Source organism: uncultured Lentibacter sp. (assembly GCF_937123735.1).
In the GTDB taxonomy this organism is placed as follows: domain Bacteria; phylum Pseudomonadota; class Alphaproteobacteria; order Rhodobacterales; family Rhodobacteraceae; genus Lentibacter.
In genome coordinates, this window is sequence record NZ_CAKZKL010000032.1 from 24,932 (window position 1) to 46,131 (window position 21,200).

Annotated in this window: 19 protein-coding genes, 1 tRNA gene and 1 pseudogene; 10 read left to right on the forward strand and 11 right to left on the reverse strand. The window is 61.4% G+C overall.

Translation table 11 applies throughout. The annotated features are described in order from the left end of the window. Positions 1-86 precede the first annotated feature (86 nt). A complete protein-coding gene (locus Q0478_RS10085; RefSeq protein ID WP_298678887.1) occupies positions 87-2,978 on the reverse strand; it encodes a valine--tRNA ligase in 2,892 nt (963 codons plus the stop codon). A gap of 247 nt (positions 2,979-3,225) precedes the next feature. After that, positions 3,226-4,014: a crotonase/enoyl-CoA hydratase family protein gene (locus tag Q0478_RS10090; RefSeq protein ID WP_298678888.1), complete on the reverse strand. Its 789-nt coding sequence runs from the start codon at positions 4,012-4,014 to the stop codon at positions 3,226-3,228. A gap of 143 nt (positions 4,015-4,157) precedes the next feature. Here Q0478_RS10090 and Q0478_RS10095 point away from each other — a divergent pair, with 143 nt between their 5' ends. Further along, on the forward strand, positions 4,158-5,267 hold the full coding sequence (locus tag Q0478_RS10095; RefSeq protein ID WP_298678889.1) for a pyridoxal phosphate-dependent aminotransferase: 1,110 nt from the start codon (positions 4,158-4,160) through the stop codon (positions 5,265-5,267). A gap of 116 nt (positions 5,268-5,383) precedes the next feature. After that, positions 5,384-5,575: a hypothetical protein gene (locus tag Q0478_RS10100; RefSeq protein ID WP_298678890.1), complete on the forward strand. Its 192-nt coding sequence runs from the start codon at positions 5,384-5,386 to the stop codon at positions 5,573-5,575. Here the strand turns inward: Q0478_RS10100 and Q0478_RS10105 are convergent. Together Q0478_RS10105 and Q0478_RS10110 are read right to left on the reverse strand one after the other, a co-directional pair. Continuing rightward, positions 5,564-6,442 carry a hypothetical protein gene (locus Q0478_RS10105; protein ID WP_298678891.1) on the reverse strand — a complete coding sequence of 293 codons (879 nt, stop codon included), beginning with the start codon at positions 6,440-6,442 and terminating at the stop codon, positions 5,564-5,566. The genes Q0478_RS10100 and Q0478_RS10105 overlap by 12 nt on opposite strands. Further along, on the reverse strand, positions 6,424-7,047 hold the full coding sequence (locus Q0478_RS10110) for a DUF1007 family protein (RefSeq protein ID WP_298678892.1): 624 nt from the start codon (positions 7,045-7,047) through the stop codon (positions 6,424-6,426). The genes Q0478_RS10105 and Q0478_RS10110 overlap by 19 nt, the downstream gene beginning before the upstream one ends. Before the next feature lie 142 nt (positions 7,048-7,189). On the opposite strand from Q0478_RS10110, the gene dtd reads away from it, so the two are divergent. Next, positions 7,190-7,627 carry a D-aminoacyl-tRNA deacylase gene (gene dtd / locus Q0478_RS10115; RefSeq protein ID WP_298678894.1) on the forward strand — a complete coding sequence of 146 codons (438 nt, stop codon included), beginning with the start codon at positions 7,190-7,192 and terminating at the stop codon, positions 7,625-7,627. A 114-nt stretch (positions 7,628-7,741) separates the two neighbouring features. Here the strand turns inward: dtd and Q0478_RS10120 are convergent, their stop codons facing one another. Next, positions 7,742-8,932 (reverse strand): aminotransferase class V-fold PLP-dependent enzyme, encoded by a 1,191-nt coding sequence (locus Q0478_RS10120; RefSeq protein ID WP_298678896.1) that lies wholly within the window; start codon positions 8,930-8,932, stop codon positions 7,742-7,744. 128 nt (positions 8,933-9,060) lie between these two features. On the opposite strand from Q0478_RS10120, the gene Q0478_RS10125 reads away from it, so the two are divergent. After that, positions 9,061-10,944, forward strand: coding sequence for an ABC transporter ATP-binding protein (locus Q0478_RS10125; protein WP_298678898.1), 1,884 nt, complete (start codon positions 9,061-9,063; stop codon positions 10,942-10,944). On the opposite strand, the pseudogene Q0478_RS10130 reads toward Q0478_RS10125, so the two are convergent. Continuing rightward, a pseudogene (locus Q0478_RS10130) lies at positions 10,880-11,494 on the reverse strand (glycosyltransferase); the annotation flags it as partial. The gene Q0478_RS10125 and the pseudogene Q0478_RS10130 overlap by 65 nt on opposite strands. Before the next feature lie 67 nt (positions 11,495-11,561). On the opposite strand from Q0478_RS10130, the gene Q0478_RS10135 reads away from it, so the two are divergent. Continuing rightward, a complete protein-coding gene (locus Q0478_RS10135) occupies positions 11,562-12,299 on the forward strand; it encodes a folate-binding protein (RefSeq protein WP_298678900.1) in 738 nt (245 codons plus the stop codon). A gap of 75 nt (positions 12,300-12,374) precedes the next feature. Here Q0478_RS10135 and efp read toward each other — a convergent pair whose 3' ends face one another. Continuing rightward, positions 12,375-12,938: an elongation factor P gene (gene efp / locus Q0478_RS10140; RefSeq protein WP_298678902.1), complete on the reverse strand. Its 564-nt coding sequence runs from the start codon at positions 12,936-12,938 to the stop codon at positions 12,375-12,377. A 217-nt stretch (positions 12,939-13,155) separates the two neighbouring features. Here efp and Q0478_RS10145 point away from each other — a divergent pair, with 217 nt between their 5' ends. Beyond that, positions 13,156-13,476, forward strand: a complete 321-nt coding sequence (locus tag Q0478_RS10145; protein ID WP_298678903.1) for a DUF6280 family protein — start codon at positions 13,156-13,158, stop codon at positions 13,474-13,476. 55 nt (positions 13,477-13,531) lie between these two features. Here the strand turns inward: Q0478_RS10145 and Q0478_RS10150 are convergent, their stop codons facing one another. Beyond that, on the reverse strand, positions 13,532-14,221 hold the full coding sequence (locus Q0478_RS10150; protein ID WP_298678905.1) for a TetR/AcrR family transcriptional regulator: 690 nt from the start codon (positions 14,219-14,221) through the stop codon (positions 13,532-13,534). A gap of 3 nt (positions 14,222-14,224) precedes the next feature. Between Q0478_RS10150 and Q0478_RS10155 the strand changes: the two genes are divergently transcribed. Together Q0478_RS10155 and Q0478_RS10160 are read left to right on the forward strand one after the other, a co-directional pair. Beyond that, entirely contained in the window at positions 14,225-14,809 is a 585-nt protein-coding gene (locus Q0478_RS10155) for an NAD(P)H-dependent oxidoreductase (protein ID WP_298678907.1), read from the forward strand. Positions 14,810-14,927: 118 nt separating this feature from the next. Beyond that, the gene (locus Q0478_RS10160) at positions 14,928-16,376 is read left to right on the forward strand and encodes a cobyric acid synthase (protein ID WP_298678909.1); all 1,449 of its coding nucleotides are present in this window, start codon (positions 14,928-14,930) and stop codon (positions 16,374-16,376) included. Between the two features lie 52 nt (positions 16,377-16,428). Here Q0478_RS10160 and Q0478_RS10165 read toward each other — a convergent pair whose 3' ends face one another. From Q0478_RS10165 to Q0478_RS10175, 3 genes are all read right to left on the reverse strand, one after another. Further along, a complete protein-coding gene (locus tag Q0478_RS10165; RefSeq protein ID WP_298678911.1) occupies positions 16,429-17,571 on the reverse strand; it encodes a hypothetical protein in 1,143 nt (380 codons plus the stop codon). 71 nt (positions 17,572-17,642) lie between these two features. Continuing rightward, positions 17,643-19,091: a TolC family outer membrane protein gene (locus Q0478_RS10170; RefSeq protein WP_298678913.1), complete on the reverse strand. Its 1,449-nt coding sequence runs from the start codon at positions 19,089-19,091 to the stop codon at positions 17,643-17,645. Positions 19,092-19,135: 44 nt separating this feature from the next. Continuing rightward, a complete protein-coding gene (locus Q0478_RS10175; protein ID WP_298678915.1) occupies positions 19,136-19,789 on the reverse strand; it encodes a protein-L-isoaspartate O-methyltransferase in 654 nt (217 codons plus the stop codon). 131 nt (positions 19,790-19,920) lie between these two features. Between Q0478_RS10175 and Q0478_RS10180 the strand changes: the two genes are divergently transcribed. Continuing rightward, a tRNA-Cys gene (locus Q0478_RS10180) sits at positions 19,921-19,994 on the forward strand. A gap of 926 nt (positions 19,995-20,920) precedes the next feature. Then, positions 20,921-21,163 (forward strand): MarR family transcriptional regulator, encoded by a 243-nt coding sequence (locus Q0478_RS10185; protein WP_298678917.1) that lies wholly within the window; start codon positions 20,921-20,923, stop codon positions 21,161-21,163. Positions 21,164-21,200 lie beyond the last annotated feature (37 nt).

The following is a 21,200-nucleotide window of genomic DNA, read 5'->3' on the forward strand; positions in this document are numbered from 1 at the left end:
TGGGGGACAGCGTCCCCCAGCTTGGCGTGCGGTCTGGGGGACAGCGTCCCCCAGCGGATCGGATTTTGCGCAGCAAAATTCGAAGCCTATATCTCCTCAAGCCGCTTCAGAGCGGCCTTCATGAGCCCCTCCTCTTCCTCCCGCTCAGCAAGGTTCGCGCGGGTTTCTTCAACCACTTCATCAGGCGCGCTCGCGACAAACTTGGGGTTGCTCAAACGCCCCCGCATCCCGCCAATCTCCTTGGCGAGTTTGCCGAGGGTCTTTTCAAGCCGCGCCTTCTCTTCGCCCACATCAATCACATCCGCCAAGGGCAAGCCAAAGGCGGCCCCCGTCACGCTGAGTGCCGCTGTGCCTTTGGGGAAGGTGGTCACACCATGCAGCGCATCCATCCGCGCGAGCTTCTTGATCAAGGCTTCATTGCCCTCAAAAGCGGCCTTGGCCTCCGCGCTCATGTCACGCACAACAACCGGCACTTTCAGCCCCGCCGGCACATGCATTTGCGCGCGCACAGAGCGGATTTCTTCAATCAAACCAATGACCCAGTTCATCTCGGCATCTGCCGCCGCATCGACAAGCTCGCCGCCGTATGTCGGCCAGTCGGTGTGTGCGAGGATCTTCTCACGGCTCCCCAAAGTGCCCCAGAGCTCTTCGGTGATAAACGGCATGATCGGGTGCAGAAGGATCACGCATTGGTCGATGACCCAGGCCATCACAGCCTGTGTTTCGGCTTTTGTCGCCGCGTCTGCATCCATCAGGAGGGGCTTGGAGAACTCCACATACCAGTCACACACCTTGCCCCAGACAAAGGCATAGAGCGCGTTGGCCGCGTCGTTGAAGCGGTAGGCTTCCAGCGCCGCATCGACGGTTTCGCGCACTTTGGCGGTCTCGCCGATAATCCATTTGTTCACGGTCGCCTCGGCCTGCGGCACGGCCCCGTCAGAGCCGGTGGCCTCGTGCATTTCGGCAAAGCGCGCGGCGTTCCAGAGCTTGGTTGTAAAGTTGCGATAGCCCGTGATCTTCTGCTTGGAGAGCTTCAGCACCCCGCCCAGCGCCGCCATCTGCGCGTTGGTAAAGCGCAGCGCGTCTGCGCCAAATTCATCAACGATTTCAAGCGGGTCAATCACGTTGCCCGTGGTTTTGGACATTTTCTTGCCCTTCTCGTCGCGCACGAGCTGGTGCAGGTAGACCGTGTGGAAGGGGATTTCCTTCACAACGGCTTTTTGCATCATGATCATCCGCGCGACCCAGAAGAAGAGAATGTCAAAGCCCGTGACCAGAACATCTGTGGGGAAGTAGCGGCGCATCTCGTCGGTGTCTTCGGGCCAGCCCAGTGTGCCGATGGGCCAGAGGCCAGAGGAAAACCATGTGTCAAGCACGTCAGGGTCACGCTCAAGGGGCTTTCCGCCCGCTTTTTCAATGGCTTCCGCCTCCGTTGCGGCGCAATAATAATGGCCCTCAGCATCATACCAAACCGGGATCTGATGCCCCCACCAGAGTTGACGGGAGATGCACCAGGGCTCGATGTTTTCCAGCCAATGATAGTAGGTTTTCTCGCCGCTCTCCGGCATGATCTTGATCTCGCCAGAGCGCACGGCCTCGAGCGCGGGGTCGACGACTTTTTCGGCGTCGACAAACCATTGGTCGGTCAGCATCGGCTCGATCACCACTTTGGAGCGGTCGCCAAAGGGCTGCATGATCGGCTTGTTTTCAACATAGGGCACAAGGCGGGTTTGGGTCTCGCCGTCCTCGTCGTTGAACTCTTCGCTCACCATCACGGCGAGGCCTTCGGATGTGATCTGTTCAACCACGGCTTTGCGCGCTTCAAAGCGGTCCAGCCCGCGCAGCTCCTCGGGCACGAGGTTGAGCGCGTCTGCTTCGGAAACTGTCAGCGTTTTCAGTCCCTTGGAGACTTCCAGCGCCACAGTCGCTGCCGCGTCATAAGGTGCGCCATCGGCACGCATGGCGCCTTTGGTGTCCATCAGGCGATAGAGCGGAATGCCCGCCCGTTTGGCGACTTCGTAGTCGTTGAAATCATGCGCGCCGGTGATCTTTACCGCGCCCGAGCCAAAGCTCATGTCAGGATATTCGTCGGTGATGATCGGGATCAGGCGGCGGTGCTCTTTCGGCCCCACGGGGATCTCGCAGAGCGCGCCCACGATGGGCGCGTAGCGGGCATCATCGGGGTGCACAGCCACGGCCCCGTCGCCCAGCATGGTCTCGGGCCGCGTGGTGGCGATGGAGATGTAATCGCGCTCTTCTGAGAGGGTCACATTGCCGTCTTCGTCTTTCTCGACATAGGTGTAGGTCGCCCCGCCTGCGAGCGGGTATTTGAAGTGCCACATGTGGCCCGCAACCTCGATATTCTCGACCTCAAGATCGGAAATCGCGGTCTCAAAATGCGGGTCCCAGTTGACCAGACGCTTGCCGCGATAGATCAGCCCCTGCTCATACATCTCGACAAAAACCTTGATGACCGCATCATGGAAATTGGGCGAGTTCTCATGGCCCACGCGCGGATCACCCTCAGCCCCGGCCATGGTAAAAGCGTTGCGATTCCAATCACATGAGCAGCCAAGCCGCTTGAGCTGCTCCACGATTGTGCCGCCGTATTGCCCCTTCCATTCCCAGACTTTTTCGAGGAACTTCTGCCGCCCCAGCTCGGCCCGCGAGGGCTGCTGTGTGGCGGCGAGCATCTTCTCGACCTGCATCTGCGTGGCGATGCCCGCATGGTCCTGGCCCGGCTGCCAGAGCGTGTCAAAGCCGCGCATTCTGTGCCAGCGGATCAGGATGTCTTGCAGAGTGTTGTTGAAGGCGTGGCCCACATGCAGAGCGCCCGTCACATTAGGGGGCGGGATCATGATGGTGAAGCTCTCGTCGCGGCTGCGGTTGGCCCCGGCGGCAAAGGCGTTTTGTGCCTCCCACATCGCGGTGAGGCGCGGCTCGGCTTCGCTTGCGTTAAATGTCTTTTCCATCGCCATGATCGTTTGCCTTTCTTGCGGCTTTCGCTTGCGCTGTGGTCTAGCGAATGCGGCGCAAAAGTCCAAGGCCCAAAGCGGAGCGCGCGCCATGGTTAACGCCTCTCAGGGCCCGCCAAAACAGGGGGGTGACAAGCGTGCACACCCCGTGCACCCTGCGTGCACCGCCCAAAGGTTAATTTCTGTTCACATAATCCGGTTAACGCAGCGTGCGCTGGAGCGACGGTGCGCAGTGAATGCGCACCCTACGTCAGCCAAATTTCGGCGCGCGTTTTTGCATATTGGCGGCGATGACTTCCATCTGATGCGGCTTGCCGATGAGATCGGTCTGCTCGCGGCTTTCAGCCAGAAGCACCGCATCTTCCCCAGCGCCGCTTTCGGCCAGCTCAATCAGCCGTTTCGCCGTGCGGATGGCGGAGGGGCTTTTGCCCGCAATCACCCCAGCCAGCGCCTGAGCCGCCTCAAGCGGGGTGTCGGACAGCTCGCTCACGAGGCCCCAATCAAGCGCCTGCTGCGCCGCTACGGGCTCGGCCGTATAAGTCATCCGGCGGATCACATCGGAGCGGGTGAGCCGGGGCATGAGAACCATCCCGCCCATATCGGGCACAAGGCCCCATTTCATTTCCATCACCGCCAGCTGGGTTTCGGGGTGGCAAATGCGGATATCGGCCCCAAGCGCCAGCTGGAAGCCCGCGCCATAGACCACCCCATGCAGCGCAGCGATCACCGGCACAGGCACGCGCCGCCAAACCATGACCAACTCTTGAAAGAGGTTGGTGTTGCCATACTCGCGCGGCATGACCCGTGCCTCAGGGTCGCCCGCCGCCAAAACGGCAAAGCTCTGCACATCCAGCCCAGCGCAAAAGGCCCGCCCCTCGCCAGACATCACAACGGCGCGGATGCTCTCATCAGCCACAAGCGCCTGCCCTGCGGCCACAAGGGCTTCGGCCATTTCGATATCGATGCCGTTCATCTTCTCGGCGCGGGTGAGCGCGACATGGGCGATGTGATCCTTGATTTCGGTGCGAACGCGGGCCATGGGCTTTTCCTCCTGTTTGGCCCGAGCCTAACCGCAGCCGGCGCGCGCGCAAAGCTTAACGCAGCGGCAAAGGCCCCGCCCCAACAGAGGCGGACAGACAAGCGCTCTTGCCGTGCGGCCCCGGTTTGGATTAACCATGCACCATGACACAGCCTCGCTTCACACAGCTCGCCCAGAGCTTGCCCGCAACCGTTCCTTTTGTTGGCCCCGAGGCCCACAGCCGCGCCACGGGTGTGGCCTTCACCGCCCGCATCGGCGCGAATGAAAACGCCTTTGGCCCCTCGCCCCGTGCGGTGGCGGCGATGGCGGCGAGCCTTGGTGACATCTGGATGTATGGCGAGTCGGAGAATCACGACCTGCGCCAGGCTTTGGCGGCGCATCACGGCTGCGCGCCCGAGACTGTCATGGTCGGCGAGGGGATCGACGGGCTTCTGGGCTATCTTGTGCGCCTGCTGGTTGCGCCGGGTGATGCGGTTGTCACCTCTGATGGCGCTTACCCCACGTTCAACTACCATGTCGCCGGCTTTGGCGGGGTGCTGCACAAATTGCCCTACCGCGACGATCACGAAGACCTGGCAGCGCTCATCGCCAAGGCGCGTGAAGTTGATGCCAAGCTTGTCTATTTTGCCAACCCTGACAACCCGATGGCCACATGGCACAAGGGGGCAGAGGTGCTCAAAGCGCTGGAGGCGCTGCCGGAGGGCTGTCTTTTGGTGCTCGATGAGGCCTATATCGAATTTGCCCCCGAGGGCACGGCGGCGCCTGTCGATATCAACGACCCGCGAGTGATCAGAATGCGCACTTTCTCAAAGGCCTACGGGTTGGCGGGCGCGCGGGTGGGCTATGCGCTCGGCGCGCCTGAGCTGATCAACGCGTTCAACAAGATCCGCAATCATTTTGGCATGAACCGCACCAGCCAGATCGGTGCGCTGGCAGCCTTGCAAGATCAGGCCTATCTCGCCGAAACGGTTGCCAAGGTGCAGGCGGCGCGCGCCACCATCGCCGCCATCGCCGCTGAAAACGGCCTCACCACCCTGCCCTCGGCGGCCAATTTTGTCGCCCTTGATTGCGGCAAGGACGGCGTTTTTGCCAAAGCCGTGCTCGACGGGCTGGTGGCGCGCGGCATTTTTGTGCGGATGCCCTTTGTCGCCCCGCAAAACCGCTGTATCCGCGTCAGCTGTGGCACAGAGGCCAATCTGTCCGCCCTGCGCGCGGCCCTTCCTGGAGCCTTGTCGGACGCGCGCGCACTCTGACGATTGCCGCTCAAATGCTCCAAAGCTGCGCCCACACAGCGCCGCACACACGGTTTGCAGGCTTTAACCCGATCTTGACACAGCCGCGCTAGGCTGCGCTCAAGACAGGAGTGTTCATGCAAGATCACACAGCTTTTCACAGCCAAGGCACCAGAACGCTTTTATGGGTTCTGTGCTTTCTCAACCTGTTGGGGCTGCTTGGCTTCGTGCTGGCAGCACTTGGCTTTGAGGCGCTTTTGTTGACGGGGTTTGCGCTTCATGTGCTGATCGAGCGCTGGGCGGCGGGCAGGCCTTCTTCAGACCAGTGACAGCGCCACAAGCGCAATCAGCGTGCCCGCCCCCAGCTCGAGCAGGGCGGCAAGGCGGCGGGTCTGCCCAGCGCTGGCAAGGGCGCCAAAAGCGGTTTCGCGCATCATCACCGAGAGCAGCGCCACCAACACTGTCACGCTGGCCGTGCCCAGCCCCATGACAAAGGCTCCGGCGATTCCCGTCAGGTCGATCTCAAGCCGCCAGCTCAAGATCAACAGAAACAGCGCACCGGTGCAGGGCCGGATGGCCACCGCGCCGATCACCAGCAGCGCGTCGCGCAGGTTTTGCACCCTTGCGGCCTCCGCAGCGCTTGGGCCGTGGGCGTGGCCACAGCCACAGGGTTCGTCCGGGCCGTGGCTCCGGTGCTGCCAGGCCTGCCAGAGCCGACGCGCGCCACGGCTGGCCAGCCAGACACCCACCAGCGCAATCGCGATATAGGAGGCCGGCGCGAGCCAGTCGTCGGCCAGACCTGTCATGCTCTGGCGGGACAGGTCGAACAAAAAGACTCCCCCATAGACCAGCCCCACCGCAGAGAGCGCTTGGGCAAGGCTGGCCAGCACGGCCAACACCGCAAGCCGCAGCGCCGCAACCCGACGGGCGGCCCCATAGCCGCCGAGGACAAGCTTGCCGTGCCCCGGCCCCGCCGCGTGAAAGAAGCCATAGGCAAAGCACAGCCCCATGAGGCCCCAGAAAGCCCCCGGCGCGCCGGTTTTGAGGTCGCGCAGCAGCCCCGCCATGGCGTTTTGCACCGCGCGCTGGCCCTCTGCGGCCCATGCCGAGAGTTGCACCGCACCGCCCAGCCCCCAAAGCCAGACCGCGCCACCTGCAAGCGCAAGCAGGGCCAAAATCAGGAGCCAGAGGCGCATGTCACCACGATCTCATCTGCAAAAGCCTCGCCCACCTCGGGAAAATCGGCCTCGGGGTCATCACCGGCATCGCCCATCAACTCCATCACCATCTGGCTGGCAGCAGAGACATCGGCCTTGGCCACCTGCGCCACACAGCCTACCGGAAGATCAATGCCCAGATCGAGCTCATAGGCAGTGTAATAGGTCGGGTCAAAGGCCTTGAGGGTAAGTGCGGAAACCGCCCCCGCGAGGGCGCGGTAGTGGCGCGAGACGATCTGGCCCTCCACCAGCGCAGCCCCCCGGTTCTGCGGCGCGCTCAGAGACAGTGGCCCCGCCGCCGTATGCAGATACAGATCGCCTTCAAACCCGTCGATCCAGTTCAAGTCAAATCCGCTCAGGGCCTGCTGCTCACGCGGGCTCAAAACCCCATCGAGATCAGCGTCCAGCCCCATGTCTTCCAGCACAAGCAAGGAATAGAGCGCGTCATAGCGCCATGTGACCTCGACACCCGCAATCTGGCCGGGGGCATGCTCCACAAGGCGCAGGCCGGTTTGGACAAATATATGCGGATGCGCCGCAAGCGGCGCTGCCAGACACAGAAGAAGAGCCACAAGAGCACGCATGACCCTGCCATAAATGGCTGGGCGCCCTGCCGCAATGCTCTGATGCGCTGGCTGGCAATAAACCGCCCGCGCGGGTGAGGCTGGCAAGTGGCTTGACCTGCGGGTGACTTTGCTGGTTTTTGGCACAAAAAAGGAGAACACCATGCGCGCGCTGTTGCAAAGAGTGAGCGAGGCCCGTGTCACCGTAGAGGGCGCAGAGATCGGGCGCTGCGGCGCCGGGCTGCTGATCTTGGTCTGCGCCATGCAGGGCGACAGTGAGGCCACGGCGCAAAAGCTGGCGCTCAAGGTTTCCAAGCTGCGCATTTTCAAGGATGCGGCGGGCAAGATGAACCGCTCTGTCCTTGAGAGTGCGGGCGAGGCCTTGGTGGTGAGCCAGTTCACCCTGGCGGCTGACACAAGCCGCGGCAACCGCCCCGGCTTCTCCGCTGCCGCCGCGCCCGAGCTGGGCCAGCAGCTCTATGAGCAGTTCGCCCAGGCGCTGGCCGCGCTTGGCGTGCCTGTGCAAACCGGGCGCTTTGGGGCTGATATGCAGGTCGCGCTGGTGAATGACGGGCCTGTCACGCTCTGGGTGGAGAGCTAGGGGGCGGCAATGCCGCGCGTGGCGGCTTAGAGACCAAAGTGCCCCCGAACGGGATCAAGGCCGCAGACCGCTGAGCTGACGGGCACATCTCCCGCAGATATGACGCCGCTGTTTCTAAGCCAGCCTCTGCGCCGCCGCATCCAGAGCGCCTGCGCCGCGCGGCACGTTCAGCGCGGCAAAGCCGGCCTCCATGCTGCCGAGCGTCCCCATGACCATCTGGGCGTTGACATGCCCCATATGGCCGATGCGAAAGAAACCATCGCCCAAAGGGTCGTCTTCGGTGCTCATGCCAAGGCCGATGCCGAGGGTCACACCCGCCTCGCCCTCTGTCCACATGCGCAGGCGTTTGCCCACATTTTTGCCGATGTGCAGCGCGGTAACGGCTGTCGAGCGGTGCGCCACCTCTGGCACATTGAGCGTAAGCGGGCCGCCCTGCCCCCATGTCTCACACGCCGCCCAGATGGCGCGGGCGAGCTTCTCGTGGCGCGCCCAGACGGCCTCCATGCCTTCGCTGTGGAGCATCCCAAGGGCGGCTTGCAGCCCGTAGAGGTGATGGGTGGGGGCGGTGCCGGCGAAATACTGCCAGAAGGCCTCGGGGGTGGCGCGCGGTGTCCAATCCCAATAGAGGCTGACGCGCGCCATGCGCGCCCGCGCGCGCGCGGCTTTTTCGCTAAAAAACACAAAGCCCAGCCCGGGCGGAACCATGAGGCCCTTTTGGGAGGCGGCGACCATGACATCTACGCCCCAGCCGTCCATTTCAAAGACATCGCACCCGAGCGAGGCGATGCAATCGACCGCCAAAAGCGCGTCATGGCCTGCGGCGTCAATCGCTTGGCGCACAAGGGCGATATCGTTTTTCACCGAGGTCGAGGTATCAACATGGGTGCAGAGCACCGCCTTGATCTTGCCTGCGCGGTCGGCCCTGAGCGCGGCTTCCAGCGCCTCGCCCGTCACGGGCGCTTTCAGGCCGCAGTCAAGCGGCAACACATCAACGCCGAGGCCCGAGGCCACATGCGCCCAGCCGCGCCCGAAGTGGCCGTTCATCACGCCGAGCACTGTATCGCCCGGGCTGACAATATTGCTCAACGCGGCCTCCCATGCGGCGTGGCCGTTGCCGATATAGATTGTGGCGAACTGATGGGTGCGCGCCACGCCTTTGAGCCCGGCAATCAGCGCGGGCATCATATCGGGCAACTCGCCTGCATAGATGTTGGGAGCGCTGCGGTGCATGGCGCGCAGAACCGCTTCGGGCATGACCGAGGGGCCGGGTATGGCCAGATATTCTCGTCCACCTGCGCCTGACATGGCCTCACTCCTTTGGCTGTTTGCCGCAGACTTTAGCCGCGCGCGGCGCGGCGTCAATGCTGCCAAACCTTGCCAGCTTGGCCAGGCTTCTCTAAACGCAGGGGAACGGCAACAAAGATCGGCCCAAAATGCGCGATACTCCCGACCATAGCGACAGGCTGTTTGGCTGGCTCTGGCGCCATTATCTCAAGCGCTTCACGCCTTATCTGCTCTTGGCGCTGCTGTTCATGATCATTGAAGGCTCCATGTTGGGGGCGCTGAGCTACATCATGCGGCCGATGTTTGACACAGTGTTCATTGCGGGCAACGAGAGCGCGATCACATGGGTGGCGCTGGCGATTTTCAGCATTTTTGCGGGGCGTGCCGTGGCCTCGGTGGGCCAGAAAATCACGCTGGCCTATATCATGCAGAAGATGGCCGCCGCGCTGCGCACCGATTTGCTGGCCCATATCATGCGCCAGGATGGCAGCTTTCATCAGACCCACCCGCCGGGCTTTCTGATCCAGCGGGTGCAGGCCGATGTGATTGCCATCAATGATGGCTGGCGGGCGCTGATCATGGGCGCCGGGCGCGATTTTATCACCCTTGCGGTTTTGATGAGCGTGGCCATTTCGGTGGATTGGAAATGGACGCTCGTGGCCCTTGTCGGCGCGCCGCTGGTGCTGGCCCCCACGCGGCTGGTGCAGCGGTTTGTGCGCGCGCGCGCGCGTGAGGCGCGCGACCTTGGCGCAAGGCTGGCCACGCGGCTTGACGAGGTGTTTCATGGCATTGTCCCGGTGAAGCTCAACCGGCTGGAAGGCTACCAGAGCGCGCGTTATGGCGCGCTCACCGACACGTTGGTCAAATCCGAAGTGCGCGCCCATGCGGGCAGCGCGGTTGTGCCGGGGCTGATTGACCTCATGTCGGGCCTCGGCTTTGTCGGGGTGCTGGTTTACGGCGGCTCCGAAATCATCGCTGGCGAAAAGACGGTGGGGCAATTCATGTCTTTCTTCACCGCGATCGGCTTTGCCTTTGAGCCGTTGCGCCGTTTGGGAGCTGTGAGCGGGCAGTGGCAGATTGCGGCGAGCGGGATCGAACGGCTGCGCGCGCTTCTGGAAACGCACCCCAGCCTCACCTCCCCCGCCAAGCCCAAGCCGGCCCCCAAGGGCACGCCGGAAATTGTGCTGAAAGATGTGCGGCTCGCCTATGGCGACACGACTGTGCTTGATGGCGCGAGCTTTACCGCGCGCGCGGGCAAGACAACCGCGCTTGTGGGGGCTTCGGGGGCGGGAAAGTCGACCGTGTTCAACCTGCTCACGCGGCTGGTGGACCCTGACAGCGGCGCGGTCACCATCGGCGGCGTGGAAACGCGGGACATGCGCCTTGAAGACCTGCGCGGGCTGTTTTCTGTCGTGTCCCAGGATGCGGCGCTGTTTGACGAGACCCTGCGCGAGAACATCCTGCTGGGCCGAACCGATGTGAGCGCGGCGCGGCTGAAAGAGGTGGTCGAGGCCGCGCATGTGGCTGATTTCCTCCCGCAGCTTTCAGACGGGCTTGACACACCTGTCGGCCCGCGCGGCTCCAACCTTTCCGGCGGGCAGCGTCAGCGCGTGGCGATTGCGCGCGCACTTCTGCGCGACACGCCGATTTTGCTGCTCGATGAGGCGACAAGCGCGCTGGATGCCAAATCCGAAGCGGTGGTGCAGGCCGCGCTTGAACGGCTCTCCAAGGGGCGCACCACGCTGGTGATTGCGCATAGGCTTTCAACCGTGCGCGACGCCGACAAGATCGTGGTGATGGACGCGGGCCGCGTTGTGGATGAAGGCACGCATGAGGCTTTGCTGGCGGGCGACGGTGTCTATGCGCGGCTGCATGCGTTGCAGTTTAAGACGAGCGGTCAGACCGCCGATAAAGCTGCGCTAGAGCGGCTGGGTCTGCGCCAAAAAGGTAGCGCAGCAGCAGGAGCAAATTCTGCGCACCGCGGCGCATCCAGCCTGATCTCTCGTATTTTTGCGCGTCTGTCAGGGCGCTAAAACCAAGCGGCACAAGGCAGCCCTTGAGCGCGCGGGCCAGCGCCACATCTTCCATCAGCGGCAAGGGCGGGTAGCCGCCTTTGGCCGCGAGCAGCTCTGAGGAAACCAGCAACGACTGATCGCCATAAGGCAGCCCGAAAAGACGGCTGCGCAGGTTGGCCCAGCCCGCCACAAAGCGTGGCGCAAAGCCTTGGGCCGCAAAGGCGAGCTGGCCGTATCCGGCTTTATCAGGCGCGCCTTGGATATGGGCCAGCACGGCATGGCTCCAGCCTGTTTCAAGCACCGTGTCGGCGTGCAGCACAAGCACCCACGCCCCCCGCGCCTGCGCAACGCCGCGCGCGATCTGGCTGCCGCGCCCCGCCGTGCCGGTGAGCCAGATGGCCCCCGCCGCCTCAGCGATCTGGGCGGTGGCATCTTCAGAGCCGCCGTCTGTGAGAATGAGCTCGCGTATCAGCCCCGCCTCAAGCCCTTCGCCCAATGCGCCAAGGCAAGCAGGCAGGCCAGCGGCCGCGTTGAGCGTTGGAATGATCACCGAGATCGGCGCGCGCATGAATGACCCCTTTTGTTCGCCTGCCCTGTCCCTATATTACGACGAAGCACGAATGGGGAGAGCGGGCATGCGCCGCGAGATACTGAAGATCACGGGAGACGACCGCGAGCACTTTTTGCAAGGGCTGGTGACCAATGATGTCACGCGGCTGAAAGACGGGCTTGTCTATACTGCGATGCTGACGCCGCAGGGCAAATACATTGCCGATTTCTTCCTTGTCCCCGCCGAGGGCGCTATTTTGCTCGATGTGGACGCGCAGCTTGCCGCCATGCTGAGCCAGAGGCTCACCATGTATAAGCTGCGCTCCAAGGTGGCGATTGAGGCAGCGGGGCTACACATGCACCGCGGGCTTGGCGCGCACCCTGATGACGGCTTTGCCGACCCGCGCCATGCGGGGCTGGGCTGGCGCGCCTACCGCACAGAGCCGCAGGGCGAGGACGAGACCGACTGGACCGCGCTGCGCGTGTCTCTGGGCGTGCCTGAGACGGGCGCGGAGCTGGGGCCGGATACGTTTATTCTTGAGGTCGGCTTTGAGCGGCTTCATGGCGTGGACTTCAAGAAAGGCTGTTATGTGGGGCAGGAAGTGACCGCGCGGATGAAGCACAAGACAGAGCTGCGCAAGGGGTTGGCGCGGGTGCAGGCCGATGGCCCGCTCAGCCCGGGCGATGAGATCCTGTCAGACGGCAAGCCTGCGGGCACGGTGCTGAGCGTGGCGGGCAACACCGCGCTGGCCTATCTGCGCTATGAGCGCGCCGAAAAGGGGATTGAAGCCGGCGGGCAGGCTTTGCGCTTTGAGAGGCTTTGAAACGAAAAAAAGCCCCCGCGCTTGGCAGGGGCTTTACGGGGGCTTTCTGTGGCGTTCTGTAGCTGTCAGGGCGGCTTAGGCGCGCTCTGAGTATTCCATGGTTTCGGTGTTGACGATGATCGCCTCGTCCTGGCCCACGAAAGGCGGCACCATAACTTTCACACCGTTTTGCAAAATCGCCGGTTTGAAGCTGTTGGCCGCAGTCTGGCCCTTCACCACCGGCTCTGTCTCGGCAATCACACAGGTCACTTTCTGTGGCAGGGTCGCATTGAGCGCCTCGCTCTCGTGAAACTCAACGAGGATGGTCATCCCGTCTTGCAAGAAGGGCCGGCGCTCGCCAAGGATTTCGGCATCCAGCTGCACCTGATCATAGGTCTCCGTATCCATGAAGATCAGCTGGCCTGCATCTTCGTAAAGAAATTGCATGTCTTTCTGCTCAAGGCGGACACGCTCAACTTTATCGGCGCTTCTAAACCGTTCGTTAAGCTTTGATCCGTTACGAAGGTTCTTCATCTCGACCTGCGCAAAAGCGCCGCCCTTTCCGGGCTTCACATGGTCGACCTTCACAGCGGCCCAAAGGCCGCCATTGTGCTCCAGAACATTCCCGGGGCGAATTTCATTTCCGTTGATTTTAGGCATTATGGCAAAACCGTGGCAAAAGGTTGATCGGACTGAGGCTGCACCTATATCTTGGGGCAGAGCCCTTGGCAAGAAACCCAAATGTCGTGCTGCATTTGCAGAAAGATATGCAAAAATTGCAATGGAGCTATGCAATATTGCCCTATCCGAATCGGATGAAACCCGTCATAACCAGCTTCACGCCGAAAAAGACAAGAGCAAAAATAAAGGACGAATCATGAGAGATTTCGTTGACGGCACGGCCTTCAATAATGAGCAAGGCAACCGTGCACGCAAACTTTTCGCAGCTGTCGTACTGGCTGCCCTCGACGATGCGATCGCCGATGACAAGAAATATGGCAACGGCCCCGAGCAGATCGCCCGCTGGGCGCGCTCGCGCGATGGCCGCGAAGTGTTGTCCTGCGCCGGAATTGACCCCAACGAGCGTGTCGTTTCGGGCTTGATGGATTTTGTCTCCAAAGGCGTGCGCACCTCGGTTGCGCTCTCGCGCGAGGAAAGCGAACGCCGCAACGCCGCCTCACAGGCCGAAGCCGCCTGAAGCACCCTTTACGTTTTACAAAACCGGCCCTCCGCACATGGGGGGCCGTTTTGTATTACAAAACTGTTTTACCGCTGTCGCTCAGAACAAGGGCGCACTTCCAGCCTATCGCCTCTGAAAGCGCCTCATAGGAGCTGCCCAAGCGCGCAGCACTGGCTTGGGCGGACAATAGATCAGCCAGCAAACGCGCTCTTTGTGCGGATGGAAAGCCTTCTGCAAGCTCGCCTATCTGAATTGCTGTCTCAAAGCGGGCTGTGAGCGCCGAAACCGTTTGGTCATCAATCTTGCGCAGCAGCTCCGCGCTCTCGGGCACTGACCCCACGGAGGCAACAGCACAGTTGCCCAAAAGGCATCCTTTGGCAGTGGCGCAACCGCTGGTCTGGAGGATCAGGGCCTGCTGCAAAAAGGCCTCAACCGCCTGCCCAATAGTATCTGCGGCGAGAAATGCTCGCATTCCCGCGCTGCCTTTTGTCTCGGCATAATGTGTGAGCGCCCTCAGATAGAGAGCGTTCTTGTCTCCGAAAGCTGCATAAAGGGACGGCTTGTTGAGTCCGGTCATCGCTGTAAAGTCGCTCATGCTGGCCCCTTCAAAGCCTTTTTCCCAAAACACTTGAACAACAGCCTCGAGCACATGATGTTCTTCGAATTTTCTTGGGCGGCCGAGCTTTTTTGTACTCATCGGTAATAATCCCTTGACGATGCTTGGCGATATTGTATACCGATTGGTATATAAAAGCAAGGACATCCAATGACCCGTATTCTCTATGTCAGCGCAAGCGCGCGCAGCACGTCATCCTATTCACGCAAACTCGGCTCCGAATTGCTGGAGCACTTGAGCAAAAAACACCCGAATGCCAGTATTGAAAACTGCGATATTGCGGAAGGACTTCCCTTTGTGACTGAAGCCTGGACGGAGGCCAACTTCACAGCAGCCGCAGACCGCAGCGCGGCCCAGAACGCAACGTTGCAAGCCTCTGACAGCTTTGTTCAAAGCCTTCAAGCTGCGGATATTCTCGTGATCGCAACCCCGATGTATAACTTTTCAGTTCCTGCGACGCTCAAAGCGTGGATAGATCAGATCGCAAGAGCCAATGTGACCTTCCGCTACACAGAAGACGGGCCTGTCGGACTTCTCGAAAACAAAAAGGCCTATATTGTTGTCACTTCTGGCGGAACAGAAGTGGGTGGCACGAAAGATTTTGGCACTGGTTTTCTCGTGCATGTGCTCGACTTTGTCGGGATCACCGATGTGCAAGTGATCAATGCAGGCTTGTTGATGGCGGATGAAACTGCGGCACTCAACAATGCGCGCAGCGCGATAAAAGCGGCCTGACGCCCTTTTGCCAGCTCCGGTTGACGGGGCTGGCAGCGGCCGAAACCCATTGCCGTGGGGTCTAAAGCCTGTAAACACCCCTTAACGGCCAAAAGGCCATCTGGGGAGGTGCATAGCTATGGCCAATGCGGTGATGATACAGGGGACAGGCTCGGATGTGGGCAAGTCTCTGCTTGTGGCGGGGCTGTGCCGGGCGGCGGCCAATCGTGGTATCCGCGTGGCCCCTTTCAAGCCGCAGAACATGTCCAACAATGCCGCCGTCACCGCCGATGGCGGCGAGATCGGCCGCGCACAGGCGCTTCAGGCGTTGGCTTGCCGCCTGCCGGCGCACACCGATATGAACCCCGTTCTGCTCAAGCCGGAAAGCGAGACCGGCGCACAGGTGATCGTGCAGGGCAAACGCGTGGGCACGCAGATGGCGCGCGACTTTGGCAAGCGCAAACAAAGCCTGATCGGCCCTGTTCTGGAGAGCTTTGAACGGCTCAAGGCGCAGTATGATCTGGTCGTTGTCGAGGGGGCCGGCAGCCCCGCCGAGATCAATCTGCGCGCCGGCGACATTGCCAATATGGGCTTTGCCGAGGCAGCCCATGTGCCGGTGATCCTGACGGGGGACATCAACAAGGGCGGTGTGATTGCGCAGATTGTGGGGACACAAGCCGTGCTCCCCGCCGAAGATGCGGCGCATATCCGTGGATTTATTGTCAATAAGTTCCGGGGCGATGTGTCTCTTTTTGACGATGGGTTGCGCGCCATTGAGCGCTTTACGGGCTGGCCCTCGCTGGGCGTTGTGCCGTGGTTCTTCAACGCCTGCCGCCTGCCCGCCGAAGACGCGCCGGAGCTGGGCCGCAGCCTGGGTGGCAAGCTCAAGATCGCCGTGCCGCTGCTCTCGCGGATTGCCAATTTTGACGATTTTGACCCGCTGGCCAGCGAGCCGGATGTGAGCCTTGAGATGGTCCCGCCCGGCCAGCCTCTCCCGGCTGATGCCACTTTGGTGATCTTGCCGGGGAGCAAATCGACCATCGCGGACCTCGCTTTTTTGCGCGCGCAGGGCTGGGATATCGACCTTGCGGCCCATATCCGCCGGGGTGGCCATGTCTTGGGGATCTGCGGCGGTTTTCAAATGTTGGGCACCGCCATAAGCGACCCCGAAGAGCTGGAAGGCTGCGCCACATCCGCCCCGGGCCTTGGGCATTTACAGGTGCAGACCACCATGAAGCCCGAAAAGCGGGTTCAGCTGACGCAGGCCACAGATTTGGCCAGCGGCGCACCGGTGCAGGGCTATGAAATCCACCTCGGTGAGACAACAGGCCCGGATTGCGCGCGCGGCTGGCTGCGTGTTGCCGGGACAGCCCATGGGGCCAGCAGCCCCAACGGGCGCATTCGCGGCTGCTATCTGCACGGGCTTTTCAGCAACGACAGCTACCGCGCCGCCTTTCTCAAATCTTATGACGCCACAGCCTGCCTCAGCTATGATGCCGATGTCGACGCAACGCTTGACGCCCTCGCCGCCCATCTGGAAACGCATCTGGACATAGACCAGCTGCTCGCCCTCTCAGCCACACGCTGATCTGGCGCTTTACGCGTTCTGAAACATCGCGGCTGGCCAGCGGCCCTGCGCCTCACTCAAGGTCTTGAGCGATCAGCGCACGGTGAATTTCGCGGCGCACAAGCTTGCGCACATTGCGGGTGATCCGCTCGCCCAAAGCGCCTTGCAGCTCCTGGCGGACAATTTCGGCCACCATTTCGCGCAGCATGTCTTCATCCAGCAGGGTTTCATCGCCCTCCAGAAAATCAAATCCTGTGCCGCCGTTCTGGCCAGGTGCAGCGTCCCTGTCGGGCGCGTGAGGACCGGTTTGTGCAGGATCTGCCAGGGCAGGGTCTTTCGGGGCAGGGTCTTCCGGGGCAGGGTCTTCCGGGGCAGGTTCATCCTGGGCAGGTTCATCCTGGGCTGGGTCATCCTGGGCAGGATCTTCTTGGGCGCTCTGCTCTGCTGTGTCCGGTGCAGGGTTGGCTTGGGGGGGCGTGTCGTCTTCAAGATAGCCCGCAAGGCCAAAGACCGCGCTGTCAGGGGTCTCAAGGTCTTCCCAGGGCAGTGCGTTTTCGCTGACGTCTTCCCAGTTTTCAACCTGATTGGAAACCGCGCTTTCCAGCGTTTCCAAACGCGCTTTCAAGCTCTGCTCAGTCGCCGCATCAGAGACCGGCTCTGCGCCCGTGTCTGAGGCGCTCTCGGCGGCGTCTGGCGCATCCTCTTGCCGCGCCTCTTCTTGCTGCTCGGCTGCGTCTGACCCAGCCATTTCGGGCGCGGCAGCTTCGGGCGCAGTATCTTCTGGCGCCGTATCCTCTGGCGCCGTATCTTCTGGCGCCGCATCCTCTGGGGGCATGTTTTCTGGAACCGTGTTTTCTGGCATGGCAGGCTCAGCTGCGCTTGGCTGCTCTGGTGCTGTGTCCTGCTCTGGTGCGCTGTCAGGGTTTGGCGCGCTCACCCGTTGCGCCGGTGTGAGCACCAGTTTGTCGCTCACGGGAATGTCTGCGCCAGAGTCCTGATCCGCTTGTGGCTCTGCGTCTTGCGAAAATCCTGTTTGCGGCACCTCAGCCCTTGCGCCCGCATCTGCGCTGTCGGCCGAATGAGCCAGCTCACCGGGCGTGGGGCTTGGTGGATGTGCGGCTGCGCGCTGGTGGGCAGCCCCGCCACTCTCAGACACAAGCCGGCGGATCGACGACAAAACGTCTTCAATTTCCACGTTTGTTACCGGGTCTGACATTCAAATATACCACTCTTGCCTCACCCCAGTTTAACCCCCAGCCGGGATTCTCACAACCGATATGAAGGATTTTACTGTTTTCCAAGTGTCTTGAGCACACGGTCCAGCTGACGGCCCTGTTTGGAGGATTTCAGCGGCGCGGTTTTCACGAGCTCGTAATAAGCAGCCGGATCATAGCGCGGCACATCCAGATCAAGGCGCTCGGCTGTCAGAAGCCCCATTGTGGCGCGCAGGAAATAGCCAGCCCGAACCTCGTCAATACGAGCCGAAACTAGGCTGGCGCGCGCGTCCAGAAGCTCCTGTTCCGCATCCAGCACATCAAGGGTGGTGCGTGCGCCCAGCGTGGCTTCCTCGCGCACCCCGCGAAAGGCGATTTCGGCAGCGCGGACCTGCTCGGCACCCGCCCGCGAGCTGGCGCGGGCCACGGCAAGCTGGGCCCAGGCGTTGCCCACATTCTGCGCAATCTGAAGCCCAGCGCTGTGCAGCTCGGCGCGCTGTGCATCGCGTTGGGCGCGGGCCTGGCGCTCAAGCGCGCTCAGGCGGCCGCCCTGATAAAGGGTCTGGCTGGCTTCCAACCCGAGGCTGGCACTGTGCCCGCTGGTTGAGCTGCCAAACGTCTCGTTTACACTCAGACCACTGGTGATTTTGAGCCGCATGGATTTGGCCGATTGGGCAATCTGCACCCCCAGCTCGCTGGCACTGACCTGATGCTGGACACGTTTCATATCCGGATGGGTGACCATCGCCAGCGCTTTGGCGGCATCAAGGGTCTTGGCCGGAGTCTTGAGCGCTTTGGGCGCTGTCAGGCCCGTTGGCTTGCGGCCCGTGACAGCCAGATAGCTCTCAAGGGCGCGGGCCTTATCCCCTTCGGCGGCGGCCAGCTGGGCGCGCGCAGCGGCGAGCCGCGCCTCGGCAATGGACACATCGGTGCGGGTGACTTCGCCCACTTCAAAGCGGTCACGCGCGGCGCGCAGCGCCTCGCCGATCACCCGCATGTTGTTTTGGCGCAGCCGCATAAATTCATTTGCCCGGCGCACCTCAAAGAAGGCATCGACCGCCGACAACAGCACCTGCTGCTCAACAGAAACGAGCCCCTCACGAGTCGCCAGCACCGTTTCTCTGGCCACATCCAGCTGAAGCCCGCGCGCGCCGCCATCATAGAGCGTAAGCTCGGCCGCCAGCCCCAAAGCCCCTGTCACGTTTTCAGAGAGGGTCACCCCCGCAGAGTCGCTGTAGGCATAGCCAACCGAGCTCGACCAGCCAACAATCGGGCGCAACGCCGAAAGCGCCACGGCAACATCCTCATCAGCGGCCCGCAGCAGGGCGCGGTTCTTATCCAGCAAGCCACTGTGCACATAGGCCTGCGCCATCGTCTCTGACAGCGACCCGGCCCGCGCCTCGGCCACCGGCAAGGCCAAGAGCGCCAGCGCCGCCCCCACCAGAGCGCGCCGGCCCAGTCGCTTCAGGGCGGACTGCCAAGCGGTTTTGCCCACTGAGCTGCACATTGTTTGAAACCGCATCGAGGCCTACTCCTGTTGATTTTTCACGGGTCAGCTGCCCGCGCTCAGAGGCTAAATTCTGTCGCCCGCTCAAAGCCTGCCAGCACGGGCGCACCCGCATTAAACGCAAAACGCCAGTTCATCTGTCCTTTTATTTTGTGGCCCAGGCAAACCGTTCCAAGCTGGCCCTCCGCAAAGATCGCCACCATCCGGCCCCCCTCCTTGAGCTGGTCCAGAATGGCCGCAGGCACAGTCTCGATCGCGCCCTGCACGGTGATCACATCATAAGGGCCATGCTGGGGCGCGCCGGCGGCCACCGGGCCTTGCTCAACCACCGCATTCACGGCCCCGGCCTCTGCCAGAAGGCTCTCGGCCTCCGCAGCCAGCGCCGGATCTTCCTCAACCGCAATCACAGCCTGCGCCATCTGGGCAATCACGGCGGCAGAATAGCCCATGCCGCAGCCCAGATCGAGCACCAGCTCGTCGCCCGTGATGTCAACCGCATCCAACATCTTGGCCAGGGTGCGCGGCTCCAGCAAAACACGATCCCCCGTCAAGGCAAGGTTTTCGCCCAGATAGGCCGCCTCGCGCAGCCCTTGTGGCACGAAGTTTTCCCGCTCTACGCTCAGCAAAGCCTCGATAATCGGATATTTGGTCACGTCCGAGGGACGCACCTGATTGTCTACCATCATGCGGCGGCGGCCAGTGAAATCTGTCATAAGTGAACCCGTCCGTTCAGAATCTCTGCGCCGGTTCTGACACAGAACCGCGCCCCTATCAATCCAAAGCCGCAAGAGGCCCCTTGCACGGCCCTCCCGAACGGTCTAAACCGCAGCACCACACCACGGACGGCGAGTTGGCGGAGTGGTGACGCAGCGGATTGCAAATCCGTGTACACCGGTTCGATTCCGGTACTCGCCTCCAATTATTTTGCTTCACTGGTTTCTCAACGCCCTCGGCGTTATCAACTTTCTCGGCGCTAAAAATGCGCCGCTGGAGGGAAAGCGCTGCACGCGCCAGCGCGAACCGTCAGGGTCCGGTTGTTTGGTAATTGTGGTGCCTGTTGGGGGCCCTGTTGGGGGCCCTGGCTGCCAAAGGCAAGCCGACCCGATATATGCGCCATAACAGCAATCAATTTGGAGCGGATTAAAATAGCACCTTTATTCAGTTTTGATTTGCAGGGCTTAAACAGAACCCGTTGAGTAAAACTGCAATACGCTGAATGCTATTTCCCTCAAATTGCAAAACCCTTCAGCCGCACCAACAAGTCAACTTCTGAGAATATATAATAGATGTCACTTCCGGAGTTTGGGGCGGGGGAGAGTGTGGCGGAGGGGCCGAGCCCGCCCGCCGTGTTACACCCGTAAACTTGCCGGAAAATTGCATCTTTCGTGAGGGAGAGAAAATCGCGCAATTTGGAGGGCAGCAATGATAGAAATTGCTGTGAAACTGGGCGTAAAAGACACGAAAGAAGGCAATGGAACCATTGCCTTCGCACTCGTTAAACAACCAAAAAAACAACTGGTTAAGCTACACAGGCGCGCTTCAGTGCGCCTGACTGCTAAGTATCACATCCGGACCTAGTGTCAATCACGAACCTGTGAAATCCTTCGCGCTCAGCCCTGCCGCCAAAGCGCTCTGTGCGCAGGAAGCGGCGCAACTACCATCTTTAGTTGCTTTTTTCGCCTATTTCTTGTCTGAAAAGGGCAGGTCGCGTATGCTTATTTGACATTAAGATTGCTCAGGTTTTCTGCGCAAAAAAATAATAAATAATACATATAGAACATGTGAGGTCACCCTTGAACGAATCGCTTAAAAGATTCGCCGCGCTGAGACAAGTCCTTTTGGGGATGGAGCAAGACCTGGGTTTGTGCGACCTCGGCGAGACAGAGCGGCGCGTCCTATGCGCCGTTGCGCAGGCTTCGGAATGTGAAACAGAAATATCCCTGGGCACCATTCAAGACCACGCGCTCACCAAAGGCATTTCGCGCAGCACATTTTTCCGTGCCATGAACATGTTGGTAGAGCTGGGGTATATTGCCAAAGCCGGCCCTGAAAAGCGCGCAGGATATATCCTGCAAAAACAGGATTAAAACTTATTTGAATAGTCATACCAGTCAACTGCGTTTA

Coding starts and splice junctions, on each gene's coding strand:
- Q0478_RS10085 (WP_298678887.1), bottom strand. CDS start 2,978: ATGGCGATGGAAAAGACATTTAACGCAAGCGAAGCCGAGCCGCGCCTC.
- Q0478_RS10090 (WP_298678888.1), bottom strand. CDS start 4,014: ATGGCCCGCGTTCGCACCGAAATCAAGGATCACATCGCCCATGTCGCG.
- Q0478_RS10095 (WP_298678889.1), top strand. CDS start 4,158: ATGACACAGCCTCGCTTCACACAGCTCGCCCAGAGCTTGCCCGCAACC.
- Q0478_RS10100 (WP_298678890.1), top strand. CDS start 5,384: ATGCAAGATCACACAGCTTTTCACAGCCAAGGCACCAGAACGCTTTTA.
- Q0478_RS10105 (WP_298678891.1), bottom strand. CDS start 6,442: ATGCGCCTCTGGCTCCTGATTTTGGCCCTGCTTGCGCTTGCAGGTGGC.
- Q0478_RS10110 (WP_298678892.1), bottom strand. CDS start 7,047: ATGCGTGCTCTTGTGGCTCTTCTTCTGTGTCTGGCAGCGCCGCTTGCG.
- dtd (WP_298678894.1), top strand. CDS start 7,190: ATGCGCGCGCTGTTGCAAAGAGTGAGCGAGGCCCGTGTCACCGTAGAG.
- Q0478_RS10120 (WP_298678896.1), bottom strand. CDS start 8,932: ATGTCAGGCGCAGGTGGACGAGAATATCTGGCCATACCCGGCCCCTCG.
- Q0478_RS10125 (WP_298678898.1), top strand. CDS start 9,061: ATGCGCGATACTCCCGACCATAGCGACAGGCTGTTTGGCTGGCTCTGG.
- Q0478_RS10135 (WP_298678900.1), top strand. CDS start 11,562: ATGCGCCGCGAGATACTGAAGATCACGGGAGACGACCGCGAGCACTTT.
- efp (WP_298678902.1), bottom strand. CDS start 12,938: ATGCCTAAAATCAACGGAAATGAAATTCGCCCCGGGAATGTTCTGGAG.
- Q0478_RS10145 (WP_298678903.1), top strand. CDS start 13,156: ATGAGAGATTTCGTTGACGGCACGGCCTTCAATAATGAGCAAGGCAAC.
- Q0478_RS10150 (WP_298678905.1), bottom strand. CDS start 14,221: ATGTCCTTGCTTTTATATACCAATCGGTATACAATATCGCCAAGCATC.
- Q0478_RS10155 (WP_298678907.1), top strand. CDS start 14,225: ATGACCCGTATTCTCTATGTCAGCGCAAGCGCGCGCAGCACGTCATCC.
- Q0478_RS10160 (WP_298678909.1), top strand. CDS start 14,928: ATGGCCAATGCGGTGATGATACAGGGGACAGGCTCGGATGTGGGCAAG.
- Q0478_RS10165 (WP_298678911.1), bottom strand. CDS start 17,571: ATGTCAGACCCGGTAACAAACGTGGAAATTGAAGACGTTTTGTCGTCG.
- Q0478_RS10170 (WP_298678913.1), bottom strand. CDS start 19,091: ATGCGGTTTCAAACAATGTGCAGCTCAGTGGGCAAAACCGCTTGGCAG.
- Q0478_RS10175 (WP_298678915.1), bottom strand. CDS start 19,789: ATGACAGATTTCACTGGCCGCCGCCGCATGATGGTAGACAATCAGGTG.
- Q0478_RS10185 (WP_298678917.1), top strand. CDS start 20,921: ATGGAGCAAGACCTGGGTTTGTGCGACCTCGGCGAGACAGAGCGGCGC.